We start from the raw sequence: 12,316 nt of genomic DNA on the forward strand, positions 1-12,316 counted from the left end.
GACACTGTTGTCGTGTCGATTGGAGAGTATGACCAGTGGGAGAGGCGATGTTGGAGTGTGTGCGTTTCACCATCTCATGACCGGTACATGTCAATCTGGTGAACGCCGTTTACACAGCTTGCGCTGCGGCAACCGAGCCTGGGGATGAACATCCTTGCAACGTTCCTCGGTAGAGGCGCCATTATAGTGGCTTTATCCTTTTTCTGTCACTGTTGGCATGGAAGATCAGGAAATACCTTGCTCTGGGCTGGGAATTTGCCGGGTACCAGGATGTTCGGTACCGGGAATGGGGAGTAAGGTAAGGCAAGTGCCCTGCATGCGAACGCATGCAGGGAGGTTAGAGCAGAGGTGTACTTGCAGGGATGAGCGGTGCGGGCTGGCAAGGAACCGCATTTCGGATGAGCCAGCCCTCGGTCGTTGGGATGCCCTCCGGTCAGAGGCCTGCCGCCGCGCGCAACAAAGCTGCTTTGTCAGTCGCTTCCCAGGTGAACTCTGGTTCGTCGCGGCCAAAGTGACCGTAAGCTGCCGTCTTGGCGTAGATGGGACGCAGCAGGTCCAGCATTTTGACGATGCCCTTGGGACGCAGGTCGAAGTGATCCAGCACCAGTTGGGTCAGTATCTCGTTCGATACTTTGCCCGTGCCATAGGTTTCGACCATGACGCTGGTAGGCTTGGCGACGCCAATGGCATAGGAAACCTGCACCAGGCAGCGCGAAGCGAGGCCAGCCGCGACGATGTTCTTGGCAACGTAGCGGCCGGCATAGGCGGCAGAACGGTCAACCTTGGAAGGATCCTTGCCTGAGAATGCGCCACCGCCGTGAGGGGCGGCGCCACCGTAGGTGTCCACGATGATCTTGCGTCCAGTCAGGCCGCAATCGCCTTGCGGGCCGCCGATCACGAATCGTCCAGTTGGGTTGACCAGGAATTTGATATCACCCTTGATCAGTTCCTGTGGCAGGGTGGGCTTGATGATTTCTTCGATGACGCTTTCACGGACCTGGTCCAGGCTGATGTCGGGCGCATGCTGCGTGGAAATCAGCACCGTGTCGATCTTGTGCGGCTTGCCGTCCATGTACTGGATAGTGACCTGGCTCTTGGCGTCAGGACGCAGCCAAGGCAGGCGGCCATCCTTACGCAGCTGGGACTGGCGTTCCACCATGCGGTGCGAGAGCCAAATGGGCAGCGGGAGCAACTGCGGAGTTTCATCGCAGGCATAGCCGAACATCAGGCCCTGATCGCCGGCCCCTTGGTCCAGAGGATCGTCGTTGGCGTTGTTGACGCCCTGGGCAATATCTGGGGATTGCTTGTCGTACGCGACCAGGACGGCGCAACTCTTGTAGTCGATACCGTAGTCGGCATTGTCGTACCCAATGCGTTTGATGGTGTCGCGCGCGATCTTAATGTAGTCGACATTGGCTGTCGTCGTGATTTCCCCCGCCAGCACGACCAAGCCGGTATTGGTCAATGTTTCTGCTGCCACGCGGGCAGTAGGGTCCTGCTCGAGAATTGCATCCAGGATGCTGTCCGAAATCTGATCCGCGACCTTGTCAGGATGGCCTTCGGAAACGGATTCGGAAGTAAATAGGTATTCGCTCATGAACTCCCACCAAATGAATTGTGCAAAAGGTTGTTAGAATAGCAAAATCATCATGTTTCAAAAAGAAGTACATGCTCAAAGCATTATTACGCGTTTTGGCGATGATGCCGCTGCCTATTATCAATGCGGTTGGCGTACTCACCGGGTGGGGGCTTTATTTCTTTTCCCACAAGGTATTGCGCCGTACGCGCAAGAATCTCAGTGTGGCCGGCATTACCTCTTCAACCGAGGAGTACCACCGGCTGGTGAGGCACAGCATCCTGGAAACCGGCAAAGGCCTGGTCGAGACGTTTGCCATCTGGTTCCGCCCGCAGGGTAAAGTGTTGCCCTGGGTCAGGGAGTGCCATGGCTGGGAGCATGTGGAGGCCGCTCAGGCTCAGGGGCAGGGCATCATTTTCCTGACGCCTCATCTGGGCTGTTATGAAGTGACCGCCCTCTACTATGCCGCACGTCACCCGATTACCGTGTTGTACCGTCCCGCGCGTCAGCAGTGGCTTGCCCCCCTGATCGACGAAGGCCGCAATCGCAGTCAGATCAAACAGGCACCGACCAGCCTGAGCGGGGTGCGTAGCTTGCTCAAAGCCTTGAAGCAAGGTGAGGCGGTTGGCATATTGCCAGACCAGGTGCCTGAGTTCGGTGAGGGCACCTGGGCGGATTTCTTCGGCACGCCGGCTTATACCATGACCCTAGTGGGAAAGCTTGCCGATACTTCGGGCGCCCGGGTGCTGCTGGCGTTCGGCGAGCGCTTGCCGTGGGGGAGAGGCTATATCATCCATATTCAGCCCCTCGAGATGGAGCCCACTCCTGCGAATATCAATCAAGGGATAGAACAGTTGATCAGGCAATGTCCTGCACAATATCTCTGGAGCTACCGCAGGTTCAAGCAGCCCAAGCCGCACGGAAAACCGCGCGAGACTCAGGGTGGGACGAATTAAATTTCACGCATGTGCGGCAGTTGCCGCCATTTCAAGGCAGTTTTTATGAAACTCAGTTTTACCAAGATGCAGGGCATAGGCAATGACTTCATTGTGGTGGATGGGTATAGCCGTCCAGTCAGCCTGGATGCAGATACCATCCGCCGTCTGGCCGATCGGCATTTCGGCATTGGCTTTGACCAGTTGCTGTTGGTAGAACGCCCTACAGTGGAGGGCGTCGATTTTCGCTACCGGATATTCAACGCCGACGGCGGCGAAGTGGAGCAATGTGGCAATGGGGCGCGCTGTTTCGTGCGTTACGTGCACGACAAGTCCCTGACCAGCAAGCGTGAAATCCGGGTACAAACGGCGCGTGGCATCATCCTGCCCAGGTTGGAAGACAATGGGTTAGTCACGGTGAATATGGGCGAGCCACGCTTTGAGCCGGCAGAGGTGCCGTTCATTGCCGACCGGGAGGCGATGACTTACCTGCTGCAAGTCGCCGACCAGGCGCTGGAAATTTCCGTGGCTTCCATGGGGAATCCCCATGCCGTGACCGTCGTTGAGGATGTCGATACGGCGCCGGTGGAAAGGCTGGGGCCTCTGGTTGAGCGCCACGAGCGCTTTCCCCAGCGGGTCAACGCAGGGTTCATGCAGATCGTAGATGAGCACCATATCCGTTTGCGCGTATTCGAGCGCGGTAGCGGCGAGACCCTGGCATGCGGGACCGGTGCCTGTGCCGCCGTGGCCAGTGGGATCAGGCGCGGCTTGCTGCAGTCCCCAGTCAGGGTTGCCACCCGGGGCGGCGAATTGATCATCGCCTGGGAAGGTGGCGGGCAGCCGGTCTGGATGACCGGCCCTGCCGAAACTGTATTCGAGGGTAGTATCGATATTGAGGTTTAGAGTGGTTGGCAACGCCAGGGAGCGCTGTCCAGGCAGCGTGCCGCAGCCGTTGCAATGGAGCGGCAGGATGATCCCATGAGGCTGGCCTAGCCGCGTTTACCCGCCAGGAATGGCGATTCAAGGAGTCAGCATGGAAGCACAAGATCACAACAACGAGCAGCAGGTGACGGAATATCAGGTAATGAGTTATCTGCGTGCCCATCCGCAGTTCTTCGAGCACCACACAGGCCTGCTGGCCGAACTCTACCTGCCCAGCCCGCATGGACAAGGTACGGTTTCCCTTGCCGAGCGCCAGCAACTGGCGCAGCGTGACCGTATCCGCGTGCTGGATGCGAAGCTTGCGCAGCTGATGAAGTACGGCGAGGAAAACGATGCGATTGGCGAAAAGGTGCACAGGCTCAGTCTGGGGTTGCTGGCCACCGAGCGGATGGAGGTCTTGGTCAGCTTGTTAGAGCATAGCTTGCACGAGGATTTCCAGGTGCCATATGTGAGTCTGCGCCTGTGGGCAAAGCCGCGTGAATCCGGTAATGGCAGCCTGCCGATCTTTGCCAGCGTCGACCAGGAGCTGCAGCGCTGGGCGCAGGGCCTGGCAACGCCATATTGCGGCAACCGGCCGGGCATGCCATTGCAGGGGTGGTTCGGCGTGGAGGCCAGGCCGGCTTCCTTTGCCGTCATGGCACTCAAGGCGCAGCAGGTGTTTGGCGTCCTGGCCCTGGCGAGCGATGACGACAAGCGTTTCTATCCCGATATGGGCACGCTTTACCTCAAGCGCATCAGCGAGCTGATCAGTGCCGCCCTGTTGCGGCATATCATTGTGTAAAGCCTGCGCCGCACAAAGCGATGGATGTGTTGCAGCGATATCTGGAGTATCTGCAATTCGAGCGAGGCTTGAGCCTGCTCACCGTCAAGCATTATCGGCGCGACCTGGAGCTGTTATTTGACCTCAAGTCCGGGATGGCGCTGGATGCGCTGCAACCATCCCACATCCGCCGCTTTATTGCTACCCTTCATGGCCGGGGGTTGAGCGGCAAAACGATTGCGCGCCACCTCTCGGGCTGGCGTGGCTTTTTCGATTACCTGGTCAAGCGCCACGGCGCAACCTGCAATCCCTGCCACGACATGCGCGCCCCCAAATCCCCCAAGTCCCTGCCCAAGGCATTGGCCATTGACCAGGCCGTGCAGCTGGTGGATATGAAAGGTGAGGACGTACTCTCGATACGGGACAAGGCTATCCTGGAACTTTTCTATTCATCCGGTTTGCGGCTTTCAGAGGTCACTGGGTTGAATATCGGGGATTTGAACTTGCATGAGGGAACGGTAAAGGTGCTGGGCAAAGGGAGTAAGTCGCGCATCGTCCCTATCGGCCGCCACGCTATCCAGGCCATGCAGGATTGGCTGGCGGTGCGCCAGCCTGCAATCTCAAGCGATGAACAAGCGGTTTTTCTCAACCGCAACGGCCGGCGCATCAGCGGCCGGGCCATCCAGTACCGCATCAAGCAATGGGCGATCAGGCGAGGCATTAGCAGCAATGTGCATCCCCACATGCTGCGACACAGCTTTGCGAGCCATGTACTGCAATCCAGCGGCGATCTGCGGGCGGTACAGGAAATGCTGGGCCATGCCAATATCAGCACGACTCAGGTATATACGCATCTGGATTTCCAGCACCTTGCCAAGGTGTATGATGCGGCGCACCCGCGGGCGCGCAAGAAATAAAGATGAATGATGCTTTATCGTACGCTGCTGGCGTATTCGCTTGACCACGTGATTGCCTTGCCTGGAGCGACTGCGCTGACAGATGACTTTACTGGAATTTCATCAGCAGCTTCCCTGGGCGGTTTTGTCACCCGAGTCAGGCAAGTTAGTCGTTGTTGCCAGCCTGCCAGTGTCCCGACTTGCCGCCCAGCTTCTCCAATAGCCGGATCTCGCCGATGGTCATGCCTCTGTCCACCGCCTTGCACATGTCGTAAATCGTCAGCAGGGCGATGCTGGTCGCGGTAAGCGCCTCCATTTCCACGCCGGTGCGACCAACGGTTTCTGCCGTCACTTGGCAATGCACGGCACTCACGGCGTCATCGATACTGAACTCCACGCCGATCCGGGTAAGCGGGATCGGGTGGCAAAGCGGAATCAATTCCGCCGTGCGCTTGGAACCTTGTATGGCGGCGATGCGGGCTATGCCCAACACGTCGCCTTTCTTCGCGTCGCCAGCAGTAATGATGGAGAGGGTGGCCGGCAGCATGCGGATGCTGCCATGCGCAACGGCAACACGCCTGGTTTCGGCTTTTTCGCCGACATCGACCATATGGGCCTGGCCGCCAGCATCGAAATGGGTAAGCTTGCTCATGCGTTTTCCTGCGTGATGGCCGGCGAATTCATGATCCGGCGCTAGTGAACTTGGTGCTTGAGGTTGCTATCATAGCAATGATGAAAGCGCTTTATCCATTTGCATTACTCTTTGGCTTGACACCCATGGCGCTTGCCGATGGCTTGCCCGAGCTTGGCGACTATTCTGCCACCGTCATGTCGCCGCTGGACGAGCAGCGCATTGCCGATGAGATCATGCGCGATGTCTATGCCAGTAGCCAGGTGCTGGAAGATCCGGAGGTCAATGACTACATCACTGCGCTGGGCTACCGGCTTGCTGCCAATGGCCCAGACAAATACCAGCGCTTCAATTTCTTCGTGGTCAAAGACAGCAGCATTAACGCGTTTGCCATGCCTGGCGGCGTGATTGGCGTGCATACCGGCCTGCTGCTTGCCGCCAAGAACGAATCGGAAGTGGCAGGCGTGCTTGGCCATGAGATCGGACACGTGGTGCAGCGCCACCTCGCACGCATGCTGGCCAAGCAGAAGAACGATTCCGTCATCAGCATGGCGACCATGGCATTGGCGCTGCTCGCTGCGCGCAGTAACCCGCAATTGACCGGGGGCGCGCTGACTGCGGCGACTGCAGGGTCGATCCAGAAGCGGATCGACTATACGCGCGAACACGAGCGAGAAGCGGATCGCGTCGGCTTGCAGATCATGGCTGATGCGGGCTTCGATACCCGCGCCATGCCCTCTTTCTTTGAAACACTGCAAAAGGGTACGCGGTTCTCGGAAGGCAGTGCTCCTGCATTCCTGCGTACCCATCCCCTCACAGTGGAGCGGATTGCGGATGTGCGCAACCGGGTGGAGCAGGGCAGCTTCCGCGTCGTACAGGAAAATCCGGATTTTTATTTCATCAAGGCCAAGTTGCTTGCCAACATCGGTACTGCGGACAGCGCCATCAATATTTTTCGCATCAACCTGCAGGAAAAGCATTATGTCAATGAGGCCGCAGAACATTATGGCATCGCACTTGCCATGTTGCGCAAGAATGATCTTGCCGGCGCACACAAAGAAGTTGCCTGGCTGCGCCAGCATACCGCATCGAATGCCCTGATAGAGACGCTGGCAACCAAGGTGGCCGTGGCAGGGCAGCCACCTGCGGTGGCAGAACAACGCTATCTGGATGCGCTGGGCTTGTATCCGGGCCATCGTGCATTGATCTATGGCTATGCTGAGCACTTGCTGGGATCGAGGCAATCGGAAAAGTTGTTGCAACTGATCGCGGACAAGCAGGCTCAGTTTCCAGATGATCCTTATTTCTACGAGTTGAAAGCGCGCGCCTACAGCATGCAGGGAAAATCCCTGCTGATGCACCAGGCACAGGGAGAGGCATATGTGCGGCGCTATAACTTGCGTGGTGCCGTAGAGCAAATGGACCTGGCAGCGAAGGCGGCAGATGGGGATTTTTATGAAAAATCCATTGTCGAGGCGCGCCTCAACCAGCTGCGCCGGCAGCTTGATGACAAGAGGTCAAGTTGAGGAAGCCCTGGATGAGCGCTGGGCGGCGCACGCTGTTGCAATGGCTAGCGGCCTGCTGTGTGATGCCGTGGCAAGCACTTGCTGCTTCGTGGCGCCTTCCGGTGATGGAACCCGGGCTGGCTGAGTCAGAAATGCAGGAGCCGGACAAGCTGGGCGATATCCAGGACAGTAGGATCGAGATCGTGGCGCCGGCTTTGGCTGAAGATGGTTCCAGCATCCGGGTCGACATCATGAGCAGGATACAGGGAACGGAAGCCATTGCTTTGTATGCGAGCAACAATCCAGAGTCTTTGATTGCCAACTTCACTTTCAGCCGTGGGGCACAGCCATGTGTCGTCACACATATCAGGCTTGCGCAGAGCCAAACCATTGAAGTCGTGGTGAAGGCTGGTAGCCGGTATTATCGGGCCAGCCGCCATATTGCCCTGACCAGTGCAGGAATGGTGAGGGATGCTCAGGGCTGATGGCATGACAGTACAGGCCCGGCTCAGTCACGGAGTAGCCGAGATAGTGCTGTCATTTTCCCTTCCCGTGGAGGACGGAATAAGGATGCAGGGTGCAGGTCCGGGAGTTTCTGCCTGTTTCATCCAGTTGGTGCAGGTCAGCCATAATGGACATCAAGTGCTGGAAGCGCATTTGAGCACCGGCACTGCCAGCGATCCTCAATTGGTTTTCTATGTAGCGGAAGCGAAGGCCGGGGATACAGTCAGCGTGACATGGCATGACAACAAGGGCCATAGTGGCCGTTATGCCATGACATTGACATCAGGGATGATTTTCCCGGCAGAGGCTAGGGTGTGATGGCTACCTTGATGACGCCGTCACGCTGATTGGCGAACAAGTCGTAAGCCTCCTCGATCTCGCTGAGCTTGAAGCGATGGGTCACCAGATTGCTCAGGTCAGCGCGGCCCGAGCCGACTGCCTCCATCAGTCTGCGCATGCGCTCCTTGCCTCCGGGACAGAGGGTGGACACGATCGTGAAGTCCCCCAGTCCGGCCCCGAAGGCATCTAGTGGCAGCCTGAGGTCGGAGGAATAGACGCCCAGGCTGGACAAGGTGCCGCCCGGACGCAGCACGCGCAGGCTGGACTCGAATGTCTGTTGCACGCCCAGTGCCTCGATTGCGACATCCACGCCGCGTCCGTCTGTCAGCTTGAGAATTTCCTGCACCGGGTCATGAGTCTTGAAGTTGATGACATGGTCTGCGCCTAGCGCGCGGGCGATGTTGAGCCTGTCAGGAATGGAATCCACGCCGATGATCTTGGTGGCTCCCAGCAGTTTGGCGCCTGCGACGGCAGAGAGGCCGATGGGGCCCAGCGCAAATATCACCACTGTATCGCCAATCTTGATGTTGCCCCGCTCTGCGCCAGAGAAGCCGGTCGACATGATGTCCGGACACATCAGTACTTGCTCGTCGCTGAGGTGGTCTGGGATCGGGCTCAGGTTAGCCATGGCATCCGGCACGCGCAGGAATTCCGCTTGGCTGCCGTCTATGGTGTTGCCAAATTTCCAGCCACCTGCCACCTTGAAACCGTGCGGGCTGTCCGGGCCATCCTGGGCGCCGATGCCGCACAGGCAGGCGTTGGAGTGCCCGCTGGGCGTGATCGCACCTGCGATGACGCGCTGGCCTACCTTGAAGCCGTGTACCTCTGACCCCAGCTTTTCAATGATGCCGACGGGCTCGTGTCCGACTGTCAGTCCTGCCGCAACTGGGTATTCACCCTTGAGGATATGCACATCTGTGCCGCAGATGGTCGTGGTGGTGATGCGGATCAAGGCATCCAGCGGGCCGATTTCAGGGACGGGCTTGTCGCGCAACGCTATTTTGCCGGGGGAGACGAATACAGCAGCTTTCATGGTAGCCATTGAAATACTCCTTTTCCAAAAATGGTTATTGCCATGGTAACAAACTTTCCCCTTGATTGCTCATCGCAATATTGGCGCTTCCCAGGCTGGCTTCTGCTATAGGCGTCTTGGCAAAATACAATTCACTGTGAACAGGGCTGTGCTGTACATCCATCATGTAGACGTTTGCAGCAATTGCTTCAGCAATGGCAGTGTCACCGCTCGCTTGCTGATGAGCGACCATTCGTCCAGTGCGTCGATGGTGGCGATCAGGCTGGGCATATCCCGGCGCAGGTGGCGCAGGCAGTAGTCGAGCACTTCATCGGGAAGTTTCATCCCGCGTGCCTCGGCGTGGTTCTTCAATGCCTGGGTTTTTTCCTCATCACTCAGGGGATGCAGCTGATAACTCAGCCCCCAGGCCAGCCGGGTGGCAAGGTCGTCGCGCAAGCCCATCTGGCTGGGTGCGGCCAGGCCGCTGACGATCAGCCTGCCGCCGGATTCGCGCAATTGGTTATAAAGGTCGAACAAGGCGACCTGGTCGTCATTGGAAAGCAAATGCACATCGTCGACGCAGATCATGTCGAGGCCAGAGGCGCTGGCCAGCGCATTGCAGGCCTGGATCAAGTGGGTCTTGCCGCAGCCGGTTTCTCCCCAAAGGTAGATGAAGCGTGCATCATCGTGTTCAAGCACCGTGCGTCTTAGCTGGAACAGGGCTTCGGCATTGCGACCAGTCACGAAGTTGTCGAGGCTAGGTGCAGCGGGTGGCTGGATATCAAGCAGTAGTTGTTTCAATATGGTTCACTTGCGGGCTGAGTTGGCAGGACGGTATCACTGCACCCTGATTCCTGCGGAGGTCTTTATTATCGTCTGTGCAGTATTATCAGGTAAAATTGCGCGTTGATTATCTAAAATTTATCCTGTGGAAAGCGAGAACTCAACTTGAATTCTGAAAAAAACTCGATTAGCTATCGCGATGCCGGTGTGGATATTGAGGCCGGGGATGCCTTGGTCGAGAGAATCAAGCCATTCGCAAAACGTACCATGCGTCCCGAAGTGCTGGGCGGTATCGGTGGTTTCGGCTCCTTGTTCGAAGTGCCGAAGAAATTCAAGAACCCGGTATTGGTGTCGGGTACCGACGGCGTCGGCACCAAGCTCAAGTTGGCTTTCCAGCTCAACAAGCATGATACAGTAGGGATAGACCTGGTCGCCATGAGCGTCAATGATATCCTGGTGCAGGGGGCTGAGCCCTTATTCTTCCTCGACTATTTCGCCTGTGGCAAGCTGGATGTCGATACGGCGGCGCAGGTGGTGCAAGGCATTGCCGCAGGCTGCGAGCAATCCGGCTGCGCGCTGGTCGGCGGCGAGACCGCAGAAATGCCTGGCATGTACCCGGCTGGCGAGTATGACCTCGCGGGGTTCGTCGTCGGGGCCGCCGACAAGGATGCGCTGATCGACGGCTCCACCATCGCCGAGGGCGACGTGGTGCTGGGGTTGGCATCCAACGGCGCACATTCCAACGGCTATTCGCTGGTGCGCAAGCTGATTGATCTTTCTGGCGTCGACCTGGAGAGCGATTTTTATGGTCGTCCTTTCCGCGACGTGGTCATGGCGCCCACACGCATCTACGTAAAACCCATCCTCAAGCTGCTGCAGGCAATCAAGGTCAAGGGCATGGCGCATATCACTGGCGGCGGCATTACCGAAAACGTGCCGCGTGTGTTGCCCGAGGGACTGACGGCCGAGGTGCGTCAGGGCAGCTGGGAGATTCCTCCGCTGTTTTCCTGGCTGCAGGAGCAAGGCAACATCACCGATCAGGAAATGTACCGGACGTTCAACTGCGGCATTGGCATGGTGGTGATCGTATCTGCACAGGACGTTGCAGCTGCCAAGGCGCTGTTGTCAGCCGAGGGCGAGCAAGTGTGGGAGATCGGGCGCATCCGTGCGCAGGGAGCGGGCGAAGCACAGACCGTGGTTGTCTAAAGAACTAAAGCACCATGGCTGTTGCCAACAGAATACTGCACGCACTTGAATAAGGATGCTTCAAGTGATGTGCCAACTCAGGGCGATGAGATGCATTGCCCTTCGATGTCCCAGGAGGTCTCATGTCTATATTTCGCTCCCTTGTTGCTAGTCTGCTGCTGCTTTGCTTGAGCAGTGTGGCAATGGCAGCACCCCAACGAGTGAAGCTCACTTATGAAGCCACGCGCAACGGCCAGCCGTTCGCGACGGTGAACGAAACCTATCGTCAAGAGGGAAGCCGTTATCGTATTGAAAGCGTGACCAAGGGTATCGGCGTGTATGCCTTATTTGGCGAGCGTAGGTTGACCAGCGAGGGAGAAGTGACGGCACAGGGTCTGAAACCCGAGCATTTCGAACTGCACCAGGGAGATAATGAAAAACGCTCCCTGTACACCGATTTTGACTGGGCGAACAACCTGCTCAAGATGAAGGTCAAGGGCAAGCTCAATAGCGTGCCGCTAGTGGCAGGCGCGCAGGATATCAGCAGCTTTGTCTATCAATTCATGTTTGTCGCGCCTTCCGGCAGTGAGCTCATATTGCCGGTAACGACGGGCAAGAAGTTGCGTACCTATCATTACCATATTGATGCCAAGGATGAATTGATGGAAGTGGGCGCGGGCAAGTTCAAGGTCATGCATCTGAGCGAGGCGGTGCAGGATGAGGACGGCAAAGAGCTATGGTTGGCAGTGGAGCACCACCACCTGCCAGTCAAGCTCAGGATGATAGATGACAAGGGCAGCAAGATAGAACAGGTGCTTACCCACATCCACATAGAATAATTCAGCCGCTATTGCCTGCATGGCTGGCTGACCAGAATCGCACTTCCCCTGATGAGCCTGTCCTGATATTGCCAGGTCATCAGCCTGGGGTTTGCCAAGCCAAGTGGATTCAATTCACCAAGTACCGCAGCGACATTTGCATGACGTGTCCGATGCTGCAAATCTGGCGTGAAATCAACGTCTGGATTTGGACTAAGCGGTTGAAAAAAGGGGATGCTCGCGGTTGTTGTTGGTAGGGGTCGCAGGCTGAACTTCCAGTCAATGGTAATAGATTGACTGTGCAACAGAGGTTTGCCGCTATGGATTGCCAACCCAGTATAGTTCAATACCAGCGACTGTTCATGTTCAACCTAATGTGGCGGGGTCATCACAAAAAACTGCAGGTGGCATATCCTGCACATTGCCAGGG

At 57.3% G+C, this 12,316-nt stretch carries 14 protein-coding genes and 1 riboswitch; of the genes, 9 read left to right on the forward strand and 5 right to left on the reverse strand.

Annotation, left to right across the window (positions count from 1 at the left end; all coding sequences use genetic code 11):
- Positions 1-93 precede the first annotated feature (93 nt).
- A riboswitch (S-adenosyl-L-homocysteine riboswitch) is annotated at positions 94-174 on the reverse strand.
- A 259-nt stretch (positions 175-433) separates the two neighbouring features.
- Positions 434-1,597, reverse strand: a complete 1,164-nt coding sequence (gene metK / locus MFLA_RS01010; protein ID WP_011478562.1) for a methionine adenosyltransferase — start codon at positions 1,595-1,597, stop codon at positions 434-436.
- 71 nt (positions 1,598-1,668) lie between these two features.
- On the opposite strand from metK, the gene MFLA_RS01015 reads away from it, so the two are divergent.
- The 4 genes from MFLA_RS01015 to xerC all read left to right on the forward strand — a co-directional run bounded on the left by MFLA_RS01015 (position 1,669) and on the right by xerC (position 5,130).
- Complete coding sequence (locus MFLA_RS01015; RefSeq protein WP_011478563.1) at positions 1,669-2,532, forward strand: lysophospholipid acyltransferase family protein; 864 nt, start codon at positions 1,669-1,671, stop codon at positions 2,530-2,532.
- A gap of 45 nt (positions 2,533-2,577) precedes the next feature.
- Positions 2,578-3,414 carry a diaminopimelate epimerase gene (gene dapF / locus MFLA_RS01020; RefSeq protein ID WP_048811482.1) on the forward strand — a complete coding sequence of 279 codons (837 nt, stop codon included), beginning with the start codon at positions 2,578-2,580 and terminating at the stop codon, positions 3,412-3,414.
- 130 nt (positions 3,415-3,544) lie between these two features.
- Positions 3,545-4,234: a DUF484 family protein gene (locus tag MFLA_RS01025; RefSeq protein ID WP_011478565.1), complete on the forward strand. Its 690-nt coding sequence runs from the start codon at positions 3,545-3,547 to the stop codon at positions 4,232-4,234.
- A 20-nt stretch (positions 4,235-4,254) separates the two neighbouring features.
- Entirely contained in the window at positions 4,255-5,130 is an 876-nt protein-coding gene (gene xerC / locus MFLA_RS01030; RefSeq protein ID WP_011478566.1) for a tyrosine recombinase XerC, read from the forward strand.
- Positions 5,131-5,275: 145 nt separating this feature from the next.
- On the opposite strand, the gene moaC is transcribed toward xerC, so the two are convergent.
- Positions 5,276-5,761, reverse strand: coding sequence for a cyclic pyranopterin monophosphate synthase MoaC (moaC, locus tag MFLA_RS01035; protein ID WP_011478567.1), 486 nt, complete (start codon positions 5,759-5,761; stop codon positions 5,276-5,278).
- Between the two features lie 77 nt (positions 5,762-5,838).
- On the opposite strand from moaC, the gene MFLA_RS01040 reads away from it, so the two are divergent.
- Genes MFLA_RS01040 through MFLA_RS01050 form a run of 3 tightly spaced genes read left to right on the forward strand, consistent with a single transcriptional unit; the run spans position 5,839 to position 8,067 of the window.
- Positions 5,839-7,266: a M48 family metallopeptidase gene (locus MFLA_RS01040; protein WP_011478568.1), complete on the forward strand. Its 1,428-nt coding sequence runs from the start codon at positions 5,839-5,841 to the stop codon at positions 7,264-7,266.
- Between the two features lie 11 nt (positions 7,267-7,277).
- Entirely contained in the window at positions 7,278-7,730 is a 453-nt protein-coding gene (locus MFLA_RS01045) for a thiosulfate oxidation carrier protein SoxY (protein ID WP_011478569.1), read from the forward strand.
- A complete protein-coding gene (locus MFLA_RS01050) occupies positions 7,717-8,067 on the forward strand; it encodes a thiosulfate oxidation carrier complex protein SoxZ (RefSeq protein WP_011478570.1) in 351 nt (116 codons plus the stop codon). Before MFLA_RS01045 ends, MFLA_RS01050 begins: the two co-directional genes overlap by 14 nt.
- On the opposite strand, the gene MFLA_RS01055 is transcribed toward MFLA_RS01050, so the two are convergent.
- Genes MFLA_RS01055 through MFLA_RS01060 form a run of 3 tightly spaced genes read right to left on the reverse strand, consistent with a single transcriptional unit; the run spans position 8,057 to position 9,901 of the window.
- A complete protein-coding gene (locus tag MFLA_RS01055; RefSeq protein WP_011478571.1) occupies positions 8,057-9,130 on the reverse strand; it encodes an NAD(P)-dependent alcohol dehydrogenase in 1,074 nt (357 codons plus the stop codon). The genes MFLA_RS01050 and MFLA_RS01055 overlap by 11 nt on opposite strands.
- A gap of 25 nt (positions 9,131-9,155) precedes the next feature.
- Positions 9,156-9,287, reverse strand: coding sequence for a hypothetical protein (locus MFLA_RS14985; RefSeq protein WP_267864433.1), 132 nt, complete (start codon positions 9,285-9,287; stop codon positions 9,156-9,158).
- Positions 9,284-9,901 carry a DnaA regulatory inactivator Hda gene (locus MFLA_RS01060; RefSeq protein ID WP_011478572.1) on the reverse strand — a complete coding sequence of 206 codons (618 nt, stop codon included), beginning with the start codon at positions 9,899-9,901 and terminating at the stop codon, positions 9,284-9,286. The genes MFLA_RS14985 and MFLA_RS01060 overlap by 4 nt, the downstream gene beginning before the upstream one ends.
- 147 nt (positions 9,902-10,048) lie before the next feature.
- Between MFLA_RS01060 and purM the strand changes: the two genes are divergently transcribed.
- Positions 10,049-11,089: a phosphoribosylformylglycinamidine cyclo-ligase gene (gene purM / locus MFLA_RS01065; protein ID WP_011478573.1), complete on the forward strand. Its 1,041-nt coding sequence runs from the start codon at positions 10,049-10,051 to the stop codon at positions 11,087-11,089.
- Positions 11,090-11,211: 122 nt separating this feature from the next.
- Complete coding sequence (locus tag MFLA_RS01070) at positions 11,212-11,907, forward strand: DUF3108 domain-containing protein (protein ID WP_011478574.1); 696 nt, start codon at positions 11,212-11,214, stop codon at positions 11,905-11,907.
- Positions 11,908-12,316 lie beyond the last annotated feature (409 nt).

Origin of the sequence: Methylobacillus flagellatus KT, from assembly GCF_000013705.1 — a bacterium.
GTDB classification, from domain to species: Bacteria; Pseudomonadota; Gammaproteobacteria; order Burkholderiales; family Methylophilaceae; genus Methylobacillus; species Methylobacillus flagellatus.

What these genes read in the sequence shown, in the direction of transcription:
- metK (WP_011478562.1), bottom strand. Translation starts at nt 1,597, where the DNA reads ATGAGCGAATACCTATTTACTTCCGAATCCGTTTCCGAAGGCCATCCT.
- MFLA_RS01015 (WP_011478563.1), top strand. Translation starts at nt 1,669, where the DNA reads ATGCTCAAAGCATTATTACGCGTTTTGGCGATGATGCCGCTGCCTATT.
- dapF (WP_048811482.1), top strand. Translation starts at nt 2,578, where the DNA reads ATGAAACTCAGTTTTACCAAGATGCAGGGCATAGGCAATGACTTCATT.
- MFLA_RS01025 (WP_011478565.1), top strand. Translation starts at nt 3,545, where the DNA reads ATGGAAGCACAAGATCACAACAACGAGCAGCAGGTGACGGAATATCAG.
- xerC (WP_011478566.1), top strand. Translation starts at nt 4,255, where the DNA reads ATGGATGTGTTGCAGCGATATCTGGAGTATCTGCAATTCGAGCGAGGC.
- moaC (WP_011478567.1), bottom strand. Translation starts at nt 5,761, where the DNA reads ATGAGCAAGCTTACCCATTTCGATGCTGGCGGCCAGGCCCATATGGTC.
- MFLA_RS01040 (WP_011478568.1), top strand. Translation starts at nt 5,839, where the DNA reads ATGATGAAAGCGCTTTATCCATTTGCATTACTCTTTGGCTTGACACCC.
- MFLA_RS01045 (WP_011478569.1), top strand. Translation starts at nt 7,278, where the DNA reads ATGAGCGCTGGGCGGCGCACGCTGTTGCAATGGCTAGCGGCCTGCTGT.
- MFLA_RS01050 (WP_011478570.1), top strand. Translation starts at nt 7,717, where the DNA reads ATGCTCAGGGCTGATGGCATGACAGTACAGGCCCGGCTCAGTCACGGA.
- MFLA_RS01055 (WP_011478571.1), bottom strand. Translation starts at nt 9,130, where the DNA reads ATGGCTACCATGAAAGCTGCTGTATTCGTCTCCCCCGGCAAAATAGCG.
- MFLA_RS14985 (WP_267864433.1), bottom strand. Translation starts at nt 9,287, where the DNA reads ATGATGGATGTACAGCACAGCCCTGTTCACAGTGAATTGTATTTTGCC.
- MFLA_RS01070 (WP_011478574.1), top strand. Translation starts at nt 11,212, where the DNA reads ATGTCTATATTTCGCTCCCTTGTTGCTAGTCTGCTGCTGCTTTGCTTG.